This window comes from Treponema socranskii subsp. buccale, assembly GCF_024181585.1.
GTDB lineage: Bacteria > Spirochaetota > Spirochaetia > Treponematales > Treponemataceae > Treponema_D > Treponema_D buccale.
Genome location: NZ_CP054258.1, coordinates 178,206 through 200,793, shown reverse-complemented (window position 1 = coordinate 200,793; position 22,588 = coordinate 178,206). Strand labels below are relative to the sequence as shown.

Genomic DNA, 22,588 nt, shown 5'->3' with positions numbered 1-22,588 from the left:
ATAGTGAATATTTTGCGGGGAGACCTGTATGAGAAAAAGCTTTGACGACTTAACCATCGCTGATGACTTTATGTTTTGCAAGGTTATGCAGGATGAAGGCATTTGTAAAGAGTTTCTCGAAATGATCTTGTCAGATAAAATCGGGAAAATCATCTACCTGTCGCCGCAAAACGCTGTAGCAGCCGGCATTGAAGCAAAATCGGTGCGGCTCGACCTGCTCGTAAAAGACGAGGCGGGGAAATCGTACGACATTGAGATGCAGGTAAGCAACGAGTACAATATCCCCAAGCGCATGAGATACTATCAGGCGGCGCTTGACATCGCATTCTTGGACAAGGGTGTTCACTACAAAACATTAAACGACAGTTATATCCTCTTTGTGTGCTTGTTTGATGCGATCGGGAACGACAAGCCCCTTTACACGTTTGAAAATATTTGTATCGAAGACGGGCAAACACCCTTACGCGACGGGACAAAAAAGGTTATAATAAATGCGGAAGCCTTTAGCAAAGCCGAAGACGCGGAACTCAAAGGCTTTTTAGAGTATGTCAAAACCGGAACGGCGAATACGGAATACACAGAGAGGATAGAAACGATGATACAGGCAGTAAAACACAACGAACAGGCACGGCAGGAATACCGTTTTATGTCGGGATTCGAGATGGACGCGCGGGAAGAGGGCAGATTGGAAGGTAGAAGCGAAGGTCTTGTGCAAGGCATACAACAAGGATTTTCCGATGGAGCATACCAAAAAGCACTTGAAACGGCACGGCTGATGAAAAATGCAAATTGTGAACTTGATTTTATTATGCAGATGACCGGCCTTACCAAAGAAGAAGTGGAATCGATTAGCTGAAAGGTATCGAAAGCACTTTGCAAAACACCCGATAATACGCTTTCGGTGATGTCCCGGCCGATTTGCGAAAACAAGCCGGCGTCTTACCGTTTGCTCATAGCGGCGGATTTTTCACAGGCGGCTTTTACGGCATCGAATACCGCCGACCGAAAGCCGCCTTTTTCCAAAGCGGCGACCCCTTCGATCGTCGTGCCGCCGGGAGAGCATACGGCATCTTTCAGAGCGGCGGGACTTTTTCCGCCGGCAAGAACCGCAGCGGCCGCGCCCTTTACCGTCTGCGCCGCATAGACGTAGGCCGCATCTCTCGGCATACCCGAGCGGACTGCGGCATCGGCAAGCGCTTCGATAAACACGAACGCGTATGCCGGCCCCGAACCGCTCACCGCCGTTACGCAGTCCATAAGTTTTTCATCGACGCGCTCGACTTTCCCCGAAGCTTCGAGGATGGTGCATATAGCCGCAACACTCTCTTCGCTTACATCGCTTGAAGCTGCAAGGGCGGTCATCCCTTCTCCTACGGAAACGGGCATATTCGGCATAATACGCACAACGGGTTTTCCCGAAGCTTTAGAGAGCGCTTCGAGCGGAACGCCTGCGGCCATGGAAACGACCGTCGCATCGCCTTTGAGAGAGTCCGAAATCTCTTCAAGCACGGAAAGAACGTAAGCGGGCTTTACCGCGATAAAAATAAAATCGCTTTTTCGGGCGGCTTCCGTATTCGTCTTTACTGCGGTGCACTTCGTTTCCGCCGCGATCGCTTCAGCGTGTTCGAAACGTTTTGCGCTCACTTTCACTGACTGCGGATCGATTTTTTTGCACAGCGCGCGGATAACCGCTCCGCCCATCGCGCCGCAGCCGATAACGCTTACCGTGATTTTTTTCATATCGAAAGCATCCGCCATATCCGTCTCGCTTTAAAAAAATTAATAATCAACAACCGGCCGTACGCACCGCCGTTTTCGCAAACGCGTATTCAATGCCGGTTTCCAAAGACAACAACGCGCGTTTCAAGACCGCCTGATGTCCTGCAACAATTTTCCTTCATCGGCAAAAAAGAGCGTGCCGCATTCCTTTCCCGCCGCAAGATTTTCAAGCGCAGTACCCGTACCCTTTGCAAGAAGGAGCGGGATGCCGTACGACGTCGAAAGTTCGGCCGCTTCGAGTTTCGTTTCGATGCCCCCGGTACCGAACGAATTCGTCGCACCGATCGTAATCGATTTTCGAAGAGATGCGATATCGGTTACCGTTGCAACGAGTTTTGCGTCTTTGTTCGTCTTGGGATTATCGGTGTAAACGCCGTCGATGTCGCTGAATAAAATTAAAAGATCCGCGCTCCACAAAACCGCCGTCAGCGCGCTCAGATTGTCGTTGTCACCGATCCTGATTTCATCGAAAGACACCGAATCGTTTTCGTTGATGATCGGAACGACGCCTTCGTCGACGAGCGTAAAAAGCGTATTCCGTATATTGAGCGTGCGGTGATCGTTCGTAAAATCGTCCTTTGTCAAAAGCAGCTGACCGATATGCAGACCGTATTTATTGAACGCGCTCCGCCATCTGTCCATGAGTTCGACCTGCCCGATCGCGCACAGCGCCTGTCGGTAGTGAACGTCCCGTTTTCTGGCCCACTCTTTGATCGTCGCAAGCCCGCTGATCTGCGCGCCGGACGACACGACGACGAGCTGTTTGCCGCAGTCTATGAGCGTCTTCGATTGACGCGCGAAGTTTTCCATAAAGCCGTCGTTCGGCAAACCCGTCGCATCCGCAAGCGTGTTGCTCCCGATTTTGATAACGATTTTCCGCGACCGATTAATAATTTCCGCGATCGCTTTTCCGTTTACCGCTTCCGTTTCGCTCATCGAATTTGTCCTTCGCCGTCGATGACGTATTTCGTCGTCGTCAGCGCTTTGATGCCCATAGGCCCGCGCGCATGGAGTTTTTGCGTACTTATGCCGAGTTCCGCTCCGAAGCCGAACTCTCCGCCGTCGGTAAAGCGCGTCGACGCATTGACGTAGACACAGGCGGCATCGACTTGCGCTTGAAATTTGCGGGCATGAGAGAGGTCGTTCGTCACGATGCATTCGGAATGTTTCGTGTTGTGTGCGTTTATGAATTCGATCGCTTCATCGACCGAGTCGACGGCGCGGACGGCGCACACGTAATCGAGAAACTCAAATCCGAAGTCTTCGTCCTTTGCACGCACGACGCAGTCCGCCCCGTAGAGCCCGCCTTTTGCAGCTTCGTCTTTTTCGGATGCGGCTTTCAAAATCGGATAGCACACATCGTCCGCGCGGAGCTGCGCACGACCGGCCAATTTTTTTTCAAGCAGCGGTAAAAAATCGACCGCGATTTTTTTATTGACCAAAATACATTCGATCGCATTGCACGCGCCGGGACGCTGAAGCTTTGCGTTTTCGGTAATCGACGCCGCCGTCGCCGCGTCCGCCGTTTCATCGACATAGAGGTGACACACGCCGCTTCCCGTTTCGATGACGGGCACGCGCGCGTTTTGCACGACGTTTTGTATGAGCGCTTTGCCGCCGCGCGGAATCACGACATCGATTTTTCCGACGGCGTGCAAAATCTCCGTGACGTCTTCGCGGCTTTCGCTTTCCGAAAGTTCGACCGCTTCGGGAACGCCCGCTTTTTGCAATCCGTCTTTGATCGCACAAACGAGCGCTTTATTCGATTCGAGTGCGGAAGACGATCCGCGCAGCAAAATCGCATTGCCGCTTTTGTATGCGAGACAAAAGGCATCCACGGTAACGTTCGGCCGCGATTCGTAGATGATCGCCACGACGCCGAAGGGAACGCGCACTTGCCGTATCCGCATACCGTTCGGAGTCGTCCAGCCGGCGACGACTTCGCCCACGGGATCTTCCTGAGCGATGACGATGCGCATACCCGCAATGATATCGTCGATTTTTTTATCGTCGAGCGAAAGCCGTTCGACAAGAGCGCGCGTCATACCCGCTTTTTCAGCGCGGCGGACATCGAGCGCGTTCGCCGCAAGGAGCGCGGAACGACCGGAATCGATGCGGTCGGCAACGGCAAAAAGCGCGCGGTTTTTTTGCGCGGCGGTTTGCAGGGCAAGTTTTTCGGCTCCTCGCCGGAGAGAAGCGCATACACTGTTTAAATCCATCGTCAGCCTCAAAAAAGAAAAAGCCGGGAACACGCTGAACCCGGCCGCATTTTAATAATTTGCAAGAAAGTACATTCCCAGCAAAATCGCATCACGGCACTTCATTTCGGGCCAGTCGGCGCTTCGCGGCAGGCTGCCGACGTACCACCAGTACGTGCCGAATTCCGGATCGATACGCAGCGCATATTCGTTGAAATCGTCCGTATGAACCTGCTCTCCGAACATAAGGTATACCGCATTGTAGAGGATATCGAGGAACGGAGCATAAGAAGCTTTCCACGTTTGCGCGGAATCGGAACGGAACTGTTCAAGCTGATACAAAACACGTTCTTTTAATTCGATATCCGTTTTTTCAACCCACGTTTTTTGAATAAGCAATGCAAGATTATTTTTAAAACTCACCGTCAGTTTGGCGTCATCGTTCGCGTTATTTCGCGAAAACGGTTGATTGTCAAAACCGAATGCTTGTACGATGATATCCGTTGCGCGAGAAAACTCTTTTTCATCATTCGATGTGACAAATACGGAAAGGGCATCGACGGTTTTTTTATCAATAAACTCTTCTATCGACCAGACCATATAATAATAATATACTATTGACGACCTTTATTCAATAACTCGGATAATGCCGGACGGCGTTAAGAGGCGACAAGACTTGCGCGGATCGCTTCCACCGCCTCGACGACTTTCGGATCGAACTGTCTGCCCGACAGCCGTTTAATGGCACTGATCGTTTCGTCGACCGAAAGCGCTTCTTTATACGGACGTTTACTCAGCAGCGCATCGAGCACATCCGCCGCAGCCATAATGCGCGCGGCAAGGGGAATATCGGTTCCCGAAACATGCAGCGGATAACCTTCGCCGTTCCACCATTCGTGATGACCGAGTGTCATAGCCCGCGCGGTTTCCGTGTATTCGTCCGTTTCAATACCCGAAAGATATTTTTCAATCAAGCTCGCTCCGTACAGCGGATGTTTCCGTATCATGTCGAATTCCTGTTCGGTCAGCGGCCCCCGCTTCGAAAGGATATCTTCGGGAATGCTTATCTTTCCCAAATCGTGGAGCGGCGCGGCTTTTGTCATCGTGTCGACGACATCGTCGGTAAGTTCGCCGGTATAATAACCGAGTTCTCGCAGCTTCAGACAGATACGCCGCACGTATTCACTCGTACGTTTAATGTGTTCTCCTGTCGTATAATCTTTCGATTCGACGAGGTTTGCAAAACCCGCGATGAGTTTGGTCTGCATGGCACGGATACGTATATCCTGTTGGTACTGTTTTTGAAGGCTCGCGTGCGCCGTCGATACGACATTGTACGAAAGGATAACGCAAAACACGTATTCGAGCGTTGCCCCGGTACCGTATGTTATAAACCAGCGTATGCCGTAGAGCGTCCCCGCAGGATAAGGCTGTGCCGCGCGGCTTCTGATATACAGCGATATCATCATCATGATATAACAGGCGATAATGACCCGACACGTAAAGCGTTTATTGTAATACATACAGCTCAATATGGGCACGAGTATGTACAAAATAAAAACCGATATACCCGGCACGATTGAAAGAAAGATAACGATCGTCTCGAGCATACCGAGTGCAAGATATTTCGTATGATGCGTATAGGGAACAAGCCGTATAAACAAAAATAAAAAAAGGCTCGTAAGGGCAAAATACAGCGTATATGCGAATAAAAATGTATAATTCGCTTTCGGAAAGATATTGAAATACCGCGCGGCGAGCATAACCGGCCCCGCAAACGTAAATAAACTGTACAATTTTACAACGACGATATTTACCCGCCGTTCGTTTTCGTCGAAGAAATCGATGCTCGAGTCAGATTGCATTGTAATTCTCTCTCTTTATAACTTTTTAAAATGAAATATTTTCAAAGCACCGTTGAAACGCTGCGGCACTTTCGAAGAGCACAGTATAGCACTTTTTATAAAAATGTAAATACTATAATAAAGTAATTTGCGATTTTCATCCTTTTTTCTTTACAAAATCCCTGCAATCGAATATACTAGTCTTTCGGTAGGAAAATATGAAAATATCGACGCGCGGCAGATATGCGCTCCGCTTTATGATCGACTTGGCGCAGCACAATCAGGATGAATTTATCCCGTTAAAAGATATTTCGGAGCGGCAGGCTATTTCAATAAAATATCTCGAACAAATCACCTCTCTTTTGAGCAAATACGGACTTTTGCAAAGCGTGCGCGGACCGCAAGGCGGATACAAACTTGCGCGGCCGCAAAATCAATACACCGTCGGCGAAATACTGCGCATCACCGAAGGCGATTTGGCACCGGTGAGATGTTTGGAAACCGAAACAAACGAGTGCGGCAGACGGTCAATATGTGCGACTCTCAAATTGTGGGAGGGTCTTGAGAAAACGATCAATTCGTATCTCGACGGCATAACCCTCGAGCAGTTATCGCAGCTCCCGAACCGATCGATTAAATCGAATAAACGATAGAATAAGTAATAAACGATAGAATAAGTAAAGAAACCCGATCGGATAAATCGAGCTGAGGCAGATTATCCTGTGGCAGTCGGTTCAAATCCGATCGCCTTTGTCCATCTTCTTTTCAATTTTCCCTTTTCTCCTCCGAATTTTCCCGTTTTACACATAAATATGCGTAAATCTTTCGCTTTCGATTTGACAGCTTTCGATTTGACATTTTGAAGATTGTACGTTATTATGTATGGTGAATTATTCTATAACCACGCACGCAAGGAGACACAGATGAATACTATCATTTTATTCATTGTTCTCCCGATTGCAGGAATTATTCTTGGATGGATTATTAGATGGCTGTATGCCAGATTTCAACTATCTGCGTCAGAACAAAAAGCTGAACGTGTAAAACAGGATGCAATTCGAGAAGCTGAAGCACAGAAAAAAGAAATTTTGCTCAATGCAAAAGATGAACTCATTCGGGAACGAAACCAGCAGGAACGGGAAAACAGAGAACGACGGGCCGAAGTACAGCGCTATGAAGCCCGCGTAAATAAAAAAGAGGAGCTCCTCGATCAACGGGCTGCCGACTACGAAAAGCGCGATAAGGAATTCGTCGATCGCGTCGAATCGCTGAAAAAACGCGAAGCGTCGGTTATGACGCAGGAAGAAGAATACCGCAAACGTCTCGAACACGTGTCGGGGCTTTCGCAGCAGCAGGCAAAAGAGCTCATCATCAAAAACCTCGAAAACGACGCCCGCCACGATGCGCAGGCACTGCTCAATAAAATCGAGCAGGAAGCACAGCTTACTGCGGAAAAAAAGGCGCGCGATGTGCTTGTGACGATCGTTCAACGCCTTGCGCCGGAAGTTACGAGCGATATTACCGTTACGACGGTATCGCTTCCGAGCGATGAAATGAAGGGCCGTATTATCGGGCGGGAAGGACGCAATATCCGTACGCTCGAAACGCTTACCGGTGTCGATATCATCATCGACGATACGCCGGAAGCGGTTGTCATTTCATGTTTCGATCCGGTGCGCAAAGAGATCGCAAAGGTTGCGCTCGAACGGCTCATATCCGACGGCCGCATTCACCCCGCGCGTATCGAAGAAATCGTGCAAAAAGTTACGCACGAGGTGCAAAATAAGATTTACGAAGAAGGCGAAAAAGCGCTGTTCGATTTGGGCATCCACAATATGCCGACGGAAGGTGTGCGAGCGCTCGGACGGCTTTATTTCCGCACGAGCTACGGGCAAAACGTGCTTACGCACTCGAAAGAAGTGGCGATGATCGCGGCCGCCCTCGCTGCGGAAATCGGCGGAAACCGCGAACTTGCAAAACGCGCGGCGCTGCTCCACGATATCGGCAAAGGAGCCGAAACGGAAAGCGATCAAAATCACGCGGAAATCGGTGCGGAAATCGCACGGAAAATGGGCGAAGATCCCCGCGTCATCAACGCGATCGCGGCTCACCACAACGACATCGAACCGACGAGTACGGAAGCGGTGTACGTGCAGATCGCGGATGCCATTTCGGCCGCACGTCCGGGAGCCCGGCGAGAAACGATCGACAATTACGTCAAGCGTCTTGAAAACCTCGAACAGACGGCGGAACGTTTTTCCGGCGTAGAAAAAGCGTACGCGATTCAAGCCGGCCGCGAACTGCGCATCCTCGTCGACAACGCGAAAGTGGGCGATGAAGAAGTAAAACCGCTCGCACAGAATATCGCAAAACAAATCGAATCGGATCTGCGCTATCCGGGCAGGATCAGAATCACGATGATACGCGAAACGCGCATCGTAGAATACGCGCGGTAAAAGCAGAAGTTTCCGGACGGCGGTCGTACATAAGGACATCGTCTGCATTGTCAGGCGGTGTGCCGCACACAGGCGTGTCGTCAGCGGTATTCGCCGATTCGACAAAATGGAACGCGGATAAAAAAGGGGCTGTCCAAAAACTTCAGTTTTTGGACAGCTTCCTTGATTTTATGTGCGACGTTTAAAATTAAGTCATTACAATATAAAGACTTAATTTTAAACTCGACGGGCTGTCGAAAAAGTAACCGACTTTTGAGACAGCCCCTTTTTTGTTTTCAATTTTTTACGATAACGATCCCGCCGAGCACGAGCAAGTGCCGCGAAAGCGTACTGAGCCAGCGCAAAACCGAATCGATGCTCCCCGACGGCAGCGCGCCCCTGCCGATAAAGTCGAGCAGCACGATCGCCGCGATCCACGCGATCATGATGATGACCATGAGAATCGTGTCGATCGGAGAACTGAACGTCACGAATATGCGGAGCAGCAAAAAAAGACCCGCAAGCACTTCGATGATTCCGAACACAAGGCAGACGATCCTCGCCGTGTCTCCGCCGGTAACCGATTTTACCGCCGCTGCAATTTCATTGCCGTTGCCGCCCTGCAGCGTCCAAATTCCCGTCACGAAAAAATACAAACCGAGCGCGATCTGAGTAAGCATATACCCGATCGAACGCCGTTCCGTCGTTGCCATACCGATACCTCCTAACAATAATCGAAAGTTTCCAAAATTTCCGTTTTCGGTAACTTTCCTTAAATTATTAATTAATAATTTAATCTAATCGACAATACGGAATTCATGAAAAACAAGTTTAATATCTTCGGCAAATGCAAAACCGACGATCTCTCCCTCGTCTTCCAAATATCCCTTCTCTTTTTCACGCCACGTTTCAAGCGATTCGTCCTCGCCTTCCGCGATCACCATTTCGTGCGTCACTTCACAAAACGGAACGATCCGCACGGAAGTCAGCTCGATAATACACCGCGGACTACCGCTTCTGTCAAGCACCACGTACATTTCTCCCGATGCGGGGAGCTCTTCGTTATCTATAATATACGAAGCATAGCTTGAAAAAAATGCAGTCTTTTTTCCCGCAAGCACAAGCGCGAGCAGCTCGTCGCCGAAAAATCCCTCCGCTTCAAAACACATTTCGCCGGCGCAGCGGCCGACGGGATTATGTCCCCTTTTCTGCAAAAATTTTTGCCAATAAGACGCGGCAGCGGTCGTCATCGGTTCCGCCTGATCATGAGGATAAACGAAATGATAAAAAAACAGCTCGGCACGACGGCGAACAAAAGCGTCGGAAGCGGAATGCCGGCGACGGTCAAGGCGTTCGGAAGGATGACGCCGAGTTTTGTCATCATATCATACACGAAACTCGCATACGACGTTACGACGCCCGCAGCGAGCGACATCCATGCGGCATCCCGCGTTTTCGACCACAGCATGATCGCACAAAACGCCGAAATGCCGCCCAGCACCAGTTTAATAATCGACAGTAGTATATCCCCTTGCGCCATTGTTTTCCCCAACAATCGATTTGCAATTACTCGAACGGAGTATTTTTCAACTTCGTAAATACGCCCCTGTCCGCGCCGAACGGAACGATCGAGGGCACATTATAGTCGCAGCTTACGACTACCTCGCAGTCAAGGCAGTGCAGCAAAAAATCGGCATAGCGCGCTTCCGCGATTTTCGGATAGAGGTAGGGCCCTTCGCGCGTCCAATATTTTGTTAAAACCGTATCGTAGATAAACCAATCTTTTTCTTCGAAGCGATTTACCGAAGCGATACAATCGTAGATCGCCCTCACCGCAGCTGCCGCAAGGGCTGCCGGAATGCGCTCGCATGCCGCCGGAACAAACCCGGCATCGATACGCTCTCGACGTACGGACGGATGAACTGCGACAAAGTATAACGCACACGCCCACGGAAACGGCGGCGTTACGATAACACAGTCGATTTTTCGATAGTCGGAAATATTCGGATTCCACGGCTTCCAAAAAGCGGTACTGCTCTCCGAAAACGCCAACGCCGTTTTCAACGCGGAAGCACGGTCGGTATACACGTACGCGACGCGCTCATCCCCGATAAGCGAACTCACCGCCCTCGCGATGCGCCCCTCATAATCCGTATCGAAGCTTCCGGTAAGTCCGCGGTCGAGCGTATTTTTAAAAATTTTCAGCGCCGCGCCTCCCTTCCAACCGAGGATCGCCCGCCCTCCTTCCCGATAGAGGTCGGTGAGACGCACGCCTTTCCGCGTATACAAAAAACAGCCCCGCGCGCGCTGCACGGTGCCGCAGCGCTTTGTTATTTCCGATGCCAAAAAATCGATCGATGCCATTGCTGACAGTATAGCGAAAAAAGGGCGGCTGCGCCACAGTACGCATATAAATGTCACGGAAATCAATTTTCAAGCCCCCTATTTAAAAAGTCGATAAAATGCTAAAGTAAGAGCATGAGGTGGGAAACATTAGAAGATGCACTTGCAGTGCTTGAGACGGAACGGGAATACGACGGGTATTTTTGCAGCGTACAAGATGCGGTTATCATCGTGATTTTGGGAAGCCTGTGCGATTTGCAAAGCGTAAAGAAAATCCACGAATGGGCAACAACCGAACATGTCAGAAAGTTTCTGGAAGAAACCTTCGGGATCAAACGGATACCGTGCTATTGGTGGCTGTTAAGCCTGCTTGCAATCATACGTCCGGAATCATTGAATGAGTGTATGAAACAATGGGTTGCTTCGGTTGTACCGGATCTTGCAGCAAAACTTGAGACGGAAGAGGAAGAACAAAGCAAGAAGAAAAAGAAGCAGCCGTTGACGATAGCCATAGACGGAAAAGCTATCCGTTCAACGGGAAAGATGAAAAAATACGACAATCCCTTGCATATCATCAGTGCACAGATCGGAGAATTGGGATTGACACTTGCCCAGAGAACAGTCGAATCAAAGAGTAATGAGATTCCGGCTGTACCGGAATTGATAAAAGAGCTTGAAATTAAGGGCTGTATGGTGGTTGCAGACGCAATGAACTGTCAAATAGAGACTGCCGAAGCGATAATTGGGGCGGAAGCGGATTATTTGTTAAGCGCGAAGGGCAATCAGGAAGCACTTATGAACGATATCGCGGAGTATGTTCAGGATACGAAGCTGAGAGCGAAGATGGACAGCATCACGCGAACGGAAAAGGGACATGGTCGGAAGGAAAGGCGCAGTGCGTATACGAGTACAGATGTTTCATGGCAGCCGGGCGGCAGAATATGGCCGGAACTCAAATGCATTGGAGCACTTCATACGCGATTTGAGACGAGCAAAGGCGTGACGGAAGAATGGCATTATTATATTTCAAGCAAAGCGTTACGAGCGGAAGAGCTGCTCCATCATGCAAGAAAGGAATGGTCGGTAGAAACGATGCATTGGCTGTTGGATGTACATTTTGACGAGGACAGATGCAGGGTGCAGAGTAAGAACATACAGCAGAATCTCAATATGCTGCACAAATGTGCGCTTAACATAATCCGCATACACAAGCGGGAGACACAATCGAAGCTGCCGTTGAACGGTATTATGTTCCGTGCTCTTATGAATCCTCAAGCATTATTACCGCTTTTGGGCAAAACTTGATTTCCGTGTATAAATGTTTTTAGATTTTTTTACCGATGATGAGGTTTTTGCATCCTAATCAATGCTAATACAAAACAAAAACAGTGTCACAAAAAAGAGTGAGATATGAGGTGCAGTACATAACCGAGTTCAATCGCCTTATAAGAACAATATACCCCGATGTTTTCATCGGGGGTATGGTGATTAAAAATATTATACAGCACCAAACCGCTATTCAAATTTTTGATGAGAGGAAATAAGCGTACTTTTCGGTTCTTTATTGATATTTCCTTCTTCCCCCGATAATCCGTATTTATGCACCACAGCCGAACCTATATGTCTGTTGACAGCTGCAAGACCTTTTTCTTCAACCAACTGCAAATATTTTTGCATAAAATCTCTGTTATTTTGAATAAGTAAAAATACTTCGTCGGTTATCGACTTGTTTTTAAAAGCAATGACCTCATCGGTAAAATCTTTAATGTCCATATGAGCTTTTCTCCTTTATTTATTCTACTACTCCGAGAATGACAGGTATATACATAGGTGCTTTTCCTCCGGCTACTACAACGCTTATATCCCCGAAAATTGAACGTTCAGCATTGATCACTTCACCTTTTACTTTTTGACTTATGTAGTTTACATAGCGGTAATGAGGATCGCTAAAAAGACTGACGATAGCTCCACCCATACTACCACCCGCAGAAATCAGATATGATGAAATATAATATGCGTGTCCGGCTTCCAATGCGCCGCCGTCAAAAAGTTTCGCATTTTTATCGCTTTCATCAATGCCGTGATATACATATCCTTTTGCAAGAACGCTTGCTTTTTCATTAAGAATTTTCCGTTTTTCGGCTCTTGCCTTTTCTTCCGCTATCCTTTTTTCTTCTGCTGCTCTTTCTGCTGCAGCCTCTTTTTCGGCTTTTTCTGTTCTTATTTCGTCTACGGTTCTTAATCCTTCAATTCTTTCTAATACAAGCGATGTATCTACGAAAAACAGGAAAAACCTTTCTTTTTTCAGTTTTATATATACTGTATATTTTTTGTCGAATTCAATTCGCTCAAAAAAATCGGGATTGTCTTGTATAAACGATGTTGCATTAACTATTATACCGCTGACAGAGCATTCGGAATCTCCGTATTTGCTAATAGATGCATTTATTATTTTAAACCATTTACTACCGGCTTCTATCTTTTCTGTTGCAATACTTTTACAATTATCTTGATTACCGTCTATTTCCGTATAAACAATCTCTTCGTTTTTTGTCCCGGTAGACATACAGCCGGTAAAAAGACTCATACATGCTGCAAAAACACATATCCGAATAATAATTTTTTTCATAAAAACTCCTGCACGGTTTTAGTTTAACGAATTTGAAAGATCATTCAGCTTTTCAATTGTATTATCCAATTTTTCAACCGTATTCGGCAGAGCTTTTGCGGCATTTGTCATCATGGAAGCTCCGACTATAAGTCTGACCGTACCGATAATCATAAAAATACCGCAAATTATTGTTCCGGCAATATTTGCACCGCGTCTTTTATTTTTCACAATACCTGCAATCCCGAACGCTAATCCTATAACCAGTAAGGGAATTCCCAGCCAATTCATAATTCCCAACAGCGGAATTAATCCCAACAAAACAAAAAATAACCCGATTACCCCCAAAATGATGCTTGCCATTTTTCAGCCTCCTTGTACATATACTCTATATATGACATCCAGTGAATGTCATATATAAGATGATTATAAGATATATTTTTGATATTGACAAGCAGTAGATGTCAAAAATATGTATAAAAACAGAAACGGCGATCAAAACAATATTTCAGGGAAAAATATCTCACGATTGCGAAAAGCCGCCGATCCGTTACTTTCTCAGCGTGCGCTGGCGGATAAAATGCAGCTTTTCGGTATCGACCTCGACAAAAACGCCGTTCAGCGCATAGAATGCGGAAAAAGGTTCGTTACAGATATAGAGCTTCTAGCTTTTTCAAAAGTTTTGAATACAACGCTTGATACGTTATTGCAAAACGAATAGAGGGATGAAGAACGTATGGCACAGCGCCCGATCCCGCTGCGCGTTGATCCCGCCTTTTACGAAAGTCTTTCCTTGAGCATTTCGGTCGCCTGTTTCGGATTCGCTTTTCCGTGCGACTCTTTCATCACTTGCCCCATAAGCCAGCCGAGCGCATTCGTCTTGCCGTTTTTAAAATCGGCGACGGCCTGCGGATTTGCGGCAAGCACGCTTTCGACGATCTTTTCGATCGCGCCGGTATCGTTTACCTGCTCCATGCCTTCTTCTTTTATAATTTCAGACGGCAGCTTTTTCGTTGCAAGCATCTTTTCGAAAACGACCTTTCCCTGCTTGCTCGTGATAGTATCGGATTCGAGGGCGTCTGCAAGTTCCGCGATGTGCAGCGGCGTAATCGAAACGGAATCGATCGTTTCCTGCTTTTCGTTTAAAACTGCGAGCAGTTCGGTGAGGATGAGATTTGCGGCACGCTTCGGGCTCTTCGATTTTTTTGCGGCTTCTTCGAACCACAGCGCAAGCTCGCGCGTCGCAGTCAGCGTTTCCGCATCGAACGAAGAAAGAGAGTATTCTTTCATAAAACGCACGCGCTTCGTTTCGGGCAGCTCGCCGACCGCTTCTTTTGCCCGCGCGATAAGCGCTTCGCTGACGCTGAAGGGTTTGATGTCCGGCTCGACGACAAAGCGGTAATCGACGAATGAATTCTTCGTGCGCTGAACGACCGTTTCGCCTTTCGCTTCGTCCCAGCCCATCGTCACTTTAAAACCCGCATTAAAGGGCTGCCGATCGGTTTCGAATTCTTTGAGCTGGCGTTTTGCTTCATAGGTACATGCGTCTTTTATCGCGCGGAACGAATTCAGGTTTTTGATTTCGGAAATGGGCGTGTGATACAGCGTGCCGTTTTCCCACACGTTCAAATTGATATTCGCGTCGCAGCGCATATTGCCTTCTTCGAGATTTCCCTTTGTCACTTTGACGTAGCGGAGGATCTCCTGCACAGTCTGCATAAAGAGAGCCGCTTCTTCGGGACTTGTCATATCGGGCTTCGTTACGATTTCGATGAGCGGAGTACCGCAGCGGTTATAGTCGATATACGAATGCGCACCTTCGAGGTGCAGCGATTTTCCGACGTCTTCTTCGAGGTGAATGCGCTCGATCCGCACGCGGCGGTATCGGTTGTCGACGATGCAGTTTTCGCCTTTGAAATTCACCGTACGGCACTTCGCTCCGCCGGGGCGTTCGTCTTCCGGATAATGGATAAAAGGCAAATCGACGTACCCGTCGGCGCACAGCGGAATATCGTACTGCGTAATCTGGTAGCCCTTTGCCAAATCGGGATAAAAATAATGCTTGCGGTCGAATTTCGTAAAGCGCGCGATGCGGCAGTTGAGCGCCTGCCCCGCAACGGCGCCGAGTTCGACGTAGCCTTCGCTTACGCGCGGCATCGCACCGGGAAGTCCGAGACACACGGGACACACGCGCGTATCGGGCATACCGCCGTAGCGGTTTTCGCACGCACAAAACGCTTTTGTCTTTGTTAAAAGCTGCGTATGTATTTCGCAGCCTATTACGATTTCGTATTTATCGATTGCCATACATCATTCCTAAAAACCGCAGTCGGGCGATCTGCCGATATAATTAATTAATAATTTCACTTGGTACCGAGCGGTACGCCGCAGCCGGGATGATCGGCTTCCCACGCCTCGGCTAGCTCAAGTATCTTCGCTTCGCCGAACATCGGTCCGACGAATTGAATGCCGACGGGCAGACCCTCTTTTGTAATACCGGCCGGTACCGAAAGAGAGGTGATACGCGCGAGGTTTACGAAGTTGACGAAGAGATCGCTCAAATACATTTCGAGCGGATCGTCCACTTTTTGACCGAGTTTAAACGCCGGTGTCGGACAAACGGGGCAGAGTACCGCATCGTACGTTTTAAAGAGTGCCGCCATTTCACGCTGAATACGAGCGCGCACCGTCATGCCTTTTTTATAGGTGTCGCCCGAAAACTGCTCGGATAAAACGTAATTGCCGATGACGATCCTGCGCTTTACTTCCGCCCCGAAGCCTTCGCTTCTCGTATGCACGTACAGCTCATCGTAGCCTTCTCCCGTATCGACGCGGCGGCCGTAACGGATGCCGTCGAATCGGCTCAAATTCGACGCGGCTTCGGCAAGCGCGAGTACGTAATAACTTGCGACGGAGGCATCCATGACCGGCATATCGACGACTTCGATTTTCGCGCCCCTGCTTTCAAACCACTTGCGCGTTTCGTCGAAGACTTTTCCGACATCCGTATCGAGTCCCTTGTTTTCGAGGAATTGGCGGATGAGTGCTATCTTCAAAGACGAAAACGGCGCGTCTCCGCAGGGTTTGAGATTTAATAATTTTTCTTTTTCAGGCAAATCCGCGCTCGTATCGTCGTACATATCGGCGCCGCACATCGCGTAAAGCGCTTCGGCAATATCCGACGGCGTGTGTGCGAGGATGCCGACTTGATCGAGAGAGCTGCCGTATGCGACGACACCCCATCTGCTCAAAACGCCGTATGTCGGCTTTAAACCGTACACGCCGCAATAACTCGCCGGCAAGCGCACCGAGCCGCCCGTTTCGGTACCGAGCCCGAAAACCGCCTGATTCGCGGCGACGGCGGCGGTCGAACCGCCCGACGAACCGCCTGAAACATAGTCGCGGTTTACGGGATTTCTCGTCGCCCCGTAGATCGAATACTCGGTCGAAGAGCCCATCGCAAATTCGTCCTGATTGCAGCGACCGAGCGGAACGGCGCCCGCTTTTTCGAGGCGCGCGATCACCGTCGCATCGTAGGGAGCGACATAGCCTTCGAGGATTTTACTCGCGCAGGTTAAGCGCTTGCCCTTCGCCGAAATATTGTCTTTGTTCGCAAACGGCAAACCCAAAAGCGGCTTTTCTGAAAAGAGCGCATCGAGCGTACCCGAACTGCGCGCACTCGCGATTTCCGCGTCCGCCGCTTCGGCTTTTGTAAGCGCATCTTCGTATATTTCAAGAAAGGCATTGAGAGGAGAAGCCGATTTTTTATCCGCTTCGAAATCCGCCGCCGATTTTTTAATAATGTCCGCACTCGTCACCGAGCCTTCTTTCAGCGCCGCGCGCATATCACGTATCATACAATTCATCACGCGCCCTCGCCCAATACTTTCGGCACTTGAAAATAGCCGTCCATAAAATCTTTCGAAATCTTTTTTACGTCGCTCATAGCCAAACCCGGCACAACTTCGTCTTTGCGCAGTTTATCCGCCTCCGTCGACGGATACGCATCGTAAGGATTTTCGCTGTCGTCGTATTTCGACAAGAGTTCGAAATAGCCGATGATTTCATCGACCTGTTTTTTTAATATCGTTAAATTGGTGCTTTCGGGCGAAAGCCGGGAAAGATACAGCAGCTTTTCGAGCGTATCTTCATCGATCGTCGTATGTGCAGTCATGATGGATTATTTTAGCGGATTTTGTGAAAATGGACAACAATAGGATTGTGCAATAGGAGAAACTCTTTTTTCGGACAAAGAGGACGCGTTGTTTATCGTAAATACTGTTATGAAAGACTTCTTATTTTGAGTGAAACAGCGAATAATCCGAGTGAAAAATACAATTCAAAGTATTTTAAAAATCTGTTCCGAGCTTCAAACATTACTGTCTTTCACTAATCGCGTCGAAACACAAACTTATCTACTTTCCAAAATAGAAGTTTTTAATTTTCGGAAATTCAGAGATATAATCTTTTAAGTCAGAGTATTTTAACAATTCGGTGAGAATTCTAAAGTTACCGATTTTATCTTTTTTACATTGATTATTAATTATTTCAGCCAATTGTTCATAATCTTCTTCATAAGACTTTAACGCATCTGCCAATTCTTTTCCAAAATTATCAAATACTATTTCGCCTAAAATAAATTCTTCGGCACCGTATTTTCTTACGGCATCCAAGTTCCGGTTATCTTTTTCGTAATAATCGGATATGAGAAAATTCCTAATTCCATAATAATGAGAAACAATCTGTTTTAAACCTTCAATGTATTTAGGCTTTGAAGCCGTAAAGCTCCCGTTTTTTTCGTTATACTGTAAGCATCCTCGCGAATTTAATTCATCATAGATAGGCTTACTGAAACAGCCTTCCTTAAGATATGCTTTTCCGATTTTATATTCGGTGTCTTTTTTATTTATTCCCGTTATATATTCCGAAAATTTGGATTCAAGAAACAGAATCACCTTTTTATTCGTTTTCTTATTTTTTCCTAAAAGAACAACATCGATATTTGAAGGATATCTTATTACTTTATTTTTGAATTCAAAAAACGACTGTGTAAATTCGCAGCTTTCCACCCCCCGTATTTTCAAAGGCATAGTATCTACATTGAAAAAGAATAACAATGCACACAAAGAGGATGAATGCAATGTTGTGATCTTCTTTAATTCTCCGCCGGTTCCGGAACATGACATTCCGAATTTTTCTATAAACAAATATTTTTCTTTTTCGATACCGAAATTATTCGCCAAGGATTCGCTCACAAAAGACGCGGAATCCTTATCTGCAAATTCAAATTCATAAGAGGGATCTGATACACCTTTTTTAATAATATTAAAATCAAAATTTTGATTTGCCCATAAATGTTTATAGATTATCCGCTTTTCTTTGTTCTTCAGTTCATTAACATCGATTTTATTCTCTCCCATATTGCCGTTCACTCATCTCATTTTTTTGATAATTATCGCTTCACCTTTCATTATATATACTCTTCGAGCACGCTTCGGAATATTGCAAGCCCTGCGACCATCTCTTCGTCCGTGATCGTAAGCGGCGGCAAAAAGCGGATCACGTTTGCACCCGCCGTCGATACGCACAATCCTTTTTCAAGGCAACGCTTGTCCACATCGAATGGTTTTATTGTTCCCGCGATTTCCGTACCGATCATGAGACCGAGTCCGCGCACGTCGGTGACTATCGGGATCTTCCAGCCGGAAATACTGTTTCTGATATAATCGCCCTTTCGATTTACGTCGTCCAAAAATCCGGGAGCGGAAAGCGTTTTGAGCACGACACGTCCTGCGCTGCACGCAAGCGGATTTCCCGCAAAGGTCGATTGATGGTCGCCTGCGGAAAACACTTTGTCGGCTTTACCGCGGAAAAGACAGGCTCCCATCGGAATGCCGCCTGCGATTCCCTTTGCAAGCGTGACGACGTCGGGACAAAAGCCGAGCCGTTCGCTTGCCAAAAGCGTACCGCATCTTCCCATGCCGGTTTGCACTTCGTCGGCCATAACGATCGCTCCCGCTTTGCGCGCGGCGTCGGATACCGCACACGCCCATTCGGCATCGACGAGGTTTACGCCGCCTTCGCCCTGCACACATTCTATGAGCAGCGCGGCTGTCGTATCGTCGAACGCCGTTTCGAGTACGCTCCAATCGTTCGCTTTGATCGTTTTAAAATCGGCGACATAGGGAGCAAAATACGGCGGATGAAATTTTTCCTGTCCCGTCGCAGTAAGCGTCGCAAGCGTTCTGCCGTGAAACGATTGTTCGAGCGTATAGATCGTGCGGCGCTTCTCCCCGCCGTTCATATAGCCGTATTTCCGCGCAAGTTTGATCGCAGCTTCGTTCGCTTCCGCGCCGCTGTTGCCGAAAAAACCTCCGGAAAATCCCGTCGCCGAAAGCAGTTCGTCCGCAAATGCGACACCCGCATCCGACAGATAATAATTCGAAATATGGATTTCACGCGCAGCCTGTTTTTGCACGGCTTCGACGAGCGGCGCGTAGTTATGCCCGAGCGCGTTTACGCCGATGCCTGCGATAAAGTCGATATACCGCTTTCCTTCCGCGTCGAAGAGAACCGCCCCTTCGCCTTTTACAAAAACGACATCGAAGCTTCCGTAATTATTAACGATTTTTTTCTCCATGATCCGCCCCTCAATTTATTAATTAAAATAATTTTGAGTTTGCCAAAACTCACAGGACTGTCTAAAAAACAACTGAGTTTTGAGACAGTCCCTTTTCCAATAGTTTCGCTCACCAATTGAATGGCAAGTTTGGAAAATAAACAAAATTATGCTTACGGCGAGGTTCCAACCGCGTGCCGTTTCGAGCGTTAGGCTTACGGAAGCGACGTTCGGCTTCGCCTCACTGACGAGTTTGCGTCGCAAACTCGCGGTGTCTACATACGGAACGGTTATGCTTTTTTAACGGGGGTACCCGCTGCGAAAGCCGCGTTCGCATATAGCTGCAAAGATTGTACGTCGGTCATTTTCGCCGTAAGCATCGCTTCATTCAGTTAAATATTTTCAAAACTCTCCATTCAACCTAATAAATCATAGTGCCGATACCACGGTCGCTGAACATTTCAATGAGGAGCGAATGCGGCACCCGTCCGTCGATAATGTGCGTCCGCTCGACTCCTCCCGCGAGCGCCGTTATGCAGCATTCGACTTTCGGAATCATGCCGCCGGCGACAGTGCCGTCATTTACGAGCGATTCGGCTTCCGCCCTCGATATGCGGGCTATGAGAGAGGCTGCGTCGTTCGTGTCGCGCAAAATGCCGGGCACGTTCGTGAGCTGCACGAATTTTTCCGCATGCAGCGCGACGGCGATTTTGGCGGCGGCGGTATCGGCGTTGATATTGTATCGATTCGTATCTCCGTCTTCTCCGACTGCGACGGTCGAAATGACGGGGATAAATCCTTGAGACAAAAGGGATGCGACGATGTCGGGACGTACTTCCGTCACTTCGCCCGTATAGCCGTAATCTATTTTATCGTTGTTGATTTTTTTTGCGCGGATCAAACCGCCGTCAACGCCGCTCAAACCGACGGCTTTACCGCCTTCGCGCAGCAGCATACCGACGATCTCTTTATTGAGTTTTCCGGACAGAACCATTTCGACGATTTCCATCGTGTCGGCATCGGTACAGCGCAAGCCGTCGACAAATTTACTTTCTTTTCCGACGCGATCGAGCATTTTGTTGATTTCGGGACCGCCGCCGTGTACGAGTACGACGTGTACGCCGATCGTATTGAGCAGCACAAGGTCTTTCATAACCGCCGCTTTCAGTTCGTCGTTGAGCATCGCGTTGCCACCGTACTTTACGACGACGACTTTGCCGACCCACTTTTTAAAATACGGCATAGCCTGTACGAGCACGTCCGCCCAGTGCGCATTGTCGAGCGGGCGCTCGCGATTTTCACCGTACTGTCGTTCATCTGCCGAATCGGTCGTCATAGCTTCCTCTCTTTCGCCGTGCATGTACGCACCGTCGGGTGCACCGCGCTTTCGTTTGCGGCGTTTGAACTGTACCGCGCATTTTCGCTCATGTCCGATAATCACCGTTTATTTTAACATAATCGTAAGTTAAGTCGCATCCCCACGCGCGGCCTTCGGCTTTTCCGTCCTGCAGTTTGACGAGGATTTCGACTTCTTTTTCGCCGAGTATTTTTTTTGCGAGCGCTTCGTCGAAGTTTAAGGGAACGCCGTTTTCAAATACGGCGATCTTTCGGCTGCCCCCCGCTTCGCCGCCCGCCGCATCGCATTCGCGCGGATCCGACGAGGATTTTGCGCCGGGCGCACTCGAAAAATATACCGACGTTTTTTCCGCCGTAAATTCCGCGCCCGAATAGCCGAGCGCGCACAAAACCCGCCCCCAATTCGCATCGCGCCCGAACATCGCGGCTTTTACGAGATTCGATGAAATCACGCTCTTTGCAAGCGTGCGCGCCGTATCGACATCTTTGGCACCCGTAACCGTGCATTCGATGAGCCGGCTCGCCCCTTCGCCGTCGGCTGCAATCTTTTTTGCCATAACCGTGTTCAATGCGGTGAGCGCCGAATAAAATATGTCGTAATCGCCGCCCTCCCGTTCGATCGGAGCGTTGCCCGCCATACCGTTTGCCAAAATCGCAAGCGTGTCGTTCGTACTCGTGTCTCCGTCGACGGACACGCAATTATACGTCGCGTTCGCGCTTTCGAAAAGCGCTTTATGAAGCATCGCTTGAGAGACGGCGCAGTCGGTCGTGATAAAGCCGAGCATCGTTCCCATATTGATATGAATCATGCCGCTGCCTTTACACATGGCGCCGATCGTCACCGTTTTTCCGCCGAGTGTAAATTGTACGGCACATTCTTTATACTGCGTGTCGGTCGTCATAATCGCTTCGCGCGCCTTTTCGTGATTTTTTTTCGAAAGACCGTTTTTCAGCTCATCGATTTTCGCTTCGATTTTTTCGACGGGAAGCTGCCTGCCGATAACGCCGGTCGAACACACGATCACGTCGCGAGACTCTATGCCGAGCGCATTTGCGGCGGCTGAAGCCATGCGCCGTGCGGCTTTCGCACCCTGATCGCCCGTGCACGCATTCGCGTTTCCGCTGTTTGCGATCACCGCCTGCGAAAATCCCGAAGCGATATGTTCTTTTGTTAATTTTACGCATTCGGCCTGCACGCGGTTTTGCGTAAAAACGGCGGCGGCAGTGCAGCGCGTTTCGGAAAAGATAAGCGCCGTATCGGGAGTTTTGCGGCTCGCTTTTATACCGCACAAAACGCCGTTTGCCGTAAAGCCCTGCGGAGCGGTCACTCCGCCGTCGACAAAGCGCATATCGTTCGGTTGATTTGATTGCATATTTATACACTCCAAGTACATAAATATACAATC

The 22,588-nt window shown here is 48.6% G+C and carries 24 protein-coding genes; 5 read left to right on the top strand and 19 right to left on the bottom strand.

All coding sequences use genetic code 11. The features are described 5' to 3' along the window. Window positions 1-28 precede the first annotated feature (28 nt). Window positions 29-856, top strand: coding sequence for an Rpn family recombination-promoting nuclease/putative transposase (locus HRI97_RS00975; RefSeq protein WP_253726085.1), 828 nt, complete (start codon window positions 29-31; stop codon window positions 854-856). A gap of 83 nt (window positions 857-939) precedes the next feature. On the opposite strand, the gene proC is transcribed toward HRI97_RS00975, so the two are convergent. The 5 genes from proC to HRI97_RS00950 all read right to left on the bottom strand — a co-directional run bounded on the left by proC (window position 940) and on the right by HRI97_RS00950 (window position 5,842). Then, window positions 940-1,758 (bottom strand): pyrroline-5-carboxylate reductase, encoded by an 819-nt coding sequence (gene proC, locus HRI97_RS00970; protein WP_253726083.1) that lies wholly within the window; start codon window positions 1,756-1,758, stop codon window positions 940-942. Window positions 1,759-1,863: 105 nt separating this feature from the next. Then, complete coding sequence (gene proB, locus HRI97_RS00965) at window positions 1,864-2,715, bottom strand: glutamate 5-kinase (protein WP_253726081.1); 852 nt, start codon at window positions 2,713-2,715, stop codon at window positions 1,864-1,866. Next, window positions 2,712-3,998 (bottom strand): glutamate-5-semialdehyde dehydrogenase, encoded by a 1,287-nt coding sequence (locus HRI97_RS00960; RefSeq protein ID WP_253726080.1) that lies wholly within the window; start codon window positions 3,996-3,998, stop codon window positions 2,712-2,714. The genes proB and HRI97_RS00960 overlap by 4 nt, the downstream gene beginning before the upstream one ends. Before the next feature lie 51 nt (window positions 3,999-4,049). Next, complete coding sequence (locus HRI97_RS00955; RefSeq protein ID WP_253726079.1) at window positions 4,050-4,577, bottom strand: hypothetical protein; 528 nt, start codon at window positions 4,575-4,577, stop codon at window positions 4,050-4,052. A 59-nt stretch (window positions 4,578-4,636) separates the two neighbouring features. Then, on the bottom strand, window positions 4,637-5,842 hold the full coding sequence (locus HRI97_RS00950; protein WP_253726077.1) for an HD domain-containing phosphohydrolase: 1,206 nt from the start codon (window positions 5,840-5,842) through the stop codon (window positions 4,637-4,639). A 197-nt stretch (window positions 5,843-6,039) separates the two neighbouring features. Here HRI97_RS00950 and HRI97_RS00945 point away from each other — a divergent pair, with 197 nt between their 5' ends. Next, window positions 6,040-6,474, top strand: a complete 435-nt coding sequence (locus HRI97_RS00945; RefSeq protein ID WP_253726075.1) for an RrF2 family transcriptional regulator — start codon at window positions 6,040-6,042, stop codon at window positions 6,472-6,474. A 270-nt stretch (window positions 6,475-6,744) separates the two neighbouring features. Beyond that, window positions 6,745-8,277, top strand: a complete 1,533-nt coding sequence (gene rny, locus HRI97_RS00940; RefSeq protein WP_180487583.1) for a ribonuclease Y — start codon at window positions 6,745-6,747, stop codon at window positions 8,275-8,277. A 275-nt stretch (window positions 8,278-8,552) separates the two neighbouring features. Here rny and HRI97_RS00935 read toward each other — a convergent pair whose 3' ends face one another. The 4 genes from HRI97_RS00935 to HRI97_RS00920 form a co-directional block, all read right to left on the bottom strand. Beyond that, window positions 8,553-8,969 carry a hypothetical protein gene (locus HRI97_RS00935; RefSeq protein WP_253726073.1) on the bottom strand — a complete coding sequence of 139 codons (417 nt, stop codon included), beginning with the start codon at window positions 8,967-8,969 and terminating at the stop codon, window positions 8,553-8,555. An 84-nt stretch (window positions 8,970-9,053) separates the two neighbouring features. Then, on the bottom strand, window positions 9,054-9,506 hold the full coding sequence (locus tag HRI97_RS00930) for an ASCH domain-containing protein (RefSeq protein ID WP_253726072.1): 453 nt from the start codon (window positions 9,504-9,506) through the stop codon (window positions 9,054-9,056). Then, entirely contained in the window at window positions 9,503-9,796 is a 294-nt protein-coding gene (locus HRI97_RS00925; protein WP_180487580.1) for a hypothetical protein, read from the bottom strand. The genes HRI97_RS00930 and HRI97_RS00925 overlap by 4 nt, the downstream gene beginning before the upstream one ends. A gap of 26 nt (window positions 9,797-9,822) precedes the next feature. Continuing rightward, window positions 9,823-10,620 (bottom strand): hypothetical protein, encoded by a 798-nt coding sequence (locus HRI97_RS00920; RefSeq protein ID WP_253726071.1) that lies wholly within the window; start codon window positions 10,618-10,620, stop codon window positions 9,823-9,825. 114 nt (window positions 10,621-10,734) lie between these two features. Here HRI97_RS00920 and HRI97_RS00915 point away from each other — a divergent pair, with 114 nt between their 5' ends. Then, a complete protein-coding gene (locus tag HRI97_RS00915; protein WP_253725261.1) occupies window positions 10,735-11,904 on the top strand; it encodes an ISAs1 family transposase in 1,170 nt (389 codons plus the stop codon). Between the two features lie 210 nt (window positions 11,905-12,114). Here the strand turns inward: HRI97_RS00915 and HRI97_RS00910 are convergent, their stop codons facing one another. The 3 genes from HRI97_RS00910 to HRI97_RS00900 are packed head-to-tail and all read right to left on the bottom strand — an operon-like array spanning window position 12,115 to window position 13,570. After that, on the bottom strand, window positions 12,115-12,372 hold the full coding sequence (locus tag HRI97_RS00910; protein ID WP_253726070.1) for a hypothetical protein: 258 nt from the start codon (window positions 12,370-12,372) through the stop codon (window positions 12,115-12,117). Window positions 12,373-12,391: 19 nt separating this feature from the next. Further along, entirely contained in the window at window positions 12,392-13,228 is an 837-nt protein-coding gene (locus HRI97_RS00905) for a hypothetical protein (RefSeq protein ID WP_253726068.1), read from the bottom strand. Between the two features lie 18 nt (window positions 13,229-13,246). Continuing rightward, window positions 13,247-13,570 (bottom strand): hypothetical protein, encoded by a 324-nt coding sequence (locus HRI97_RS00900; protein WP_021330488.1) that lies wholly within the window; start codon window positions 13,568-13,570, stop codon window positions 13,247-13,249. A 109-nt stretch (window positions 13,571-13,679) separates the two neighbouring features. On the opposite strand from HRI97_RS00900, the gene HRI97_RS00895 reads away from it, so the two are divergent. Further along, entirely contained in the window at window positions 13,680-13,928 is a 249-nt protein-coding gene (locus tag HRI97_RS00895; protein WP_021330471.1) for a helix-turn-helix domain-containing protein, read from the top strand. Window positions 13,929-13,984: 56 nt separating this feature from the next. On the opposite strand, the gene gatB is transcribed toward HRI97_RS00895, so the two are convergent. From gatB to argJ, 7 genes are all read right to left on the bottom strand, one after another. Further along, window positions 13,985-15,514 carry an Asp-tRNA(Asn)/Glu-tRNA(Gln) amidotransferase subunit GatB gene (gene gatB / locus HRI97_RS00890; RefSeq protein ID WP_253726066.1) on the bottom strand — a complete coding sequence of 510 codons (1,530 nt, stop codon included), beginning with the start codon at window positions 15,512-15,514 and terminating at the stop codon, window positions 13,985-13,987. 56 nt (window positions 15,515-15,570) lie between these two features. Beyond that, the gene (gene gatA / locus HRI97_RS00885) at window positions 15,571-17,064 is read right to left on the bottom strand and encodes an Asp-tRNA(Asn)/Glu-tRNA(Gln) amidotransferase subunit GatA (protein ID WP_436411267.1); all 1,494 of its coding nucleotides are present in this window, start codon (window positions 17,062-17,064) and stop codon (window positions 15,571-15,573) included. Window positions 17,065-17,072: 8 nt separating this feature from the next. Further along, window positions 17,073-17,381 carry an Asp-tRNA(Asn)/Glu-tRNA(Gln) amidotransferase subunit GatC gene (gene gatC / locus HRI97_RS00880; protein WP_253726063.1) on the bottom strand — a complete coding sequence of 103 codons (309 nt, stop codon included), beginning with the start codon at window positions 17,379-17,381 and terminating at the stop codon, window positions 17,073-17,075. A 241-nt stretch (window positions 17,382-17,622) separates the two neighbouring features. Continuing rightward, window positions 17,623-18,627 (bottom strand): hypothetical protein, encoded by a 1,005-nt coding sequence (locus tag HRI97_RS00875; RefSeq protein ID WP_253726062.1) that lies wholly within the window; start codon window positions 18,625-18,627, stop codon window positions 17,623-17,625. A gap of 50 nt (window positions 18,628-18,677) precedes the next feature. Continuing rightward, the gene (locus HRI97_RS00870) at window positions 18,678-19,847 is read right to left on the bottom strand and encodes an aspartate aminotransferase family protein (protein WP_253726060.1); all 1,170 of its coding nucleotides are present in this window, start codon (window positions 19,845-19,847) and stop codon (window positions 18,678-18,680) included. A gap of 400 nt (window positions 19,848-20,247) precedes the next feature. Further along, window positions 20,248-21,162, bottom strand: coding sequence for an acetylglutamate kinase (gene argB, locus HRI97_RS00865; RefSeq protein ID WP_253727335.1), 915 nt, complete (start codon window positions 21,160-21,162; stop codon window positions 20,248-20,250). An 88-nt stretch (window positions 21,163-21,250) separates the two neighbouring features. Then, window positions 21,251-22,555: a bifunctional glutamate N-acetyltransferase/amino-acid acetyltransferase ArgJ gene (gene argJ, locus HRI97_RS00860; RefSeq protein WP_253726059.1), complete on the bottom strand. Its 1,305-nt coding sequence runs from the start codon at window positions 22,553-22,555 to the stop codon at window positions 21,251-21,253. Between the last annotated feature and the right edge of the window lie 33 nt (window positions 22,556-22,588).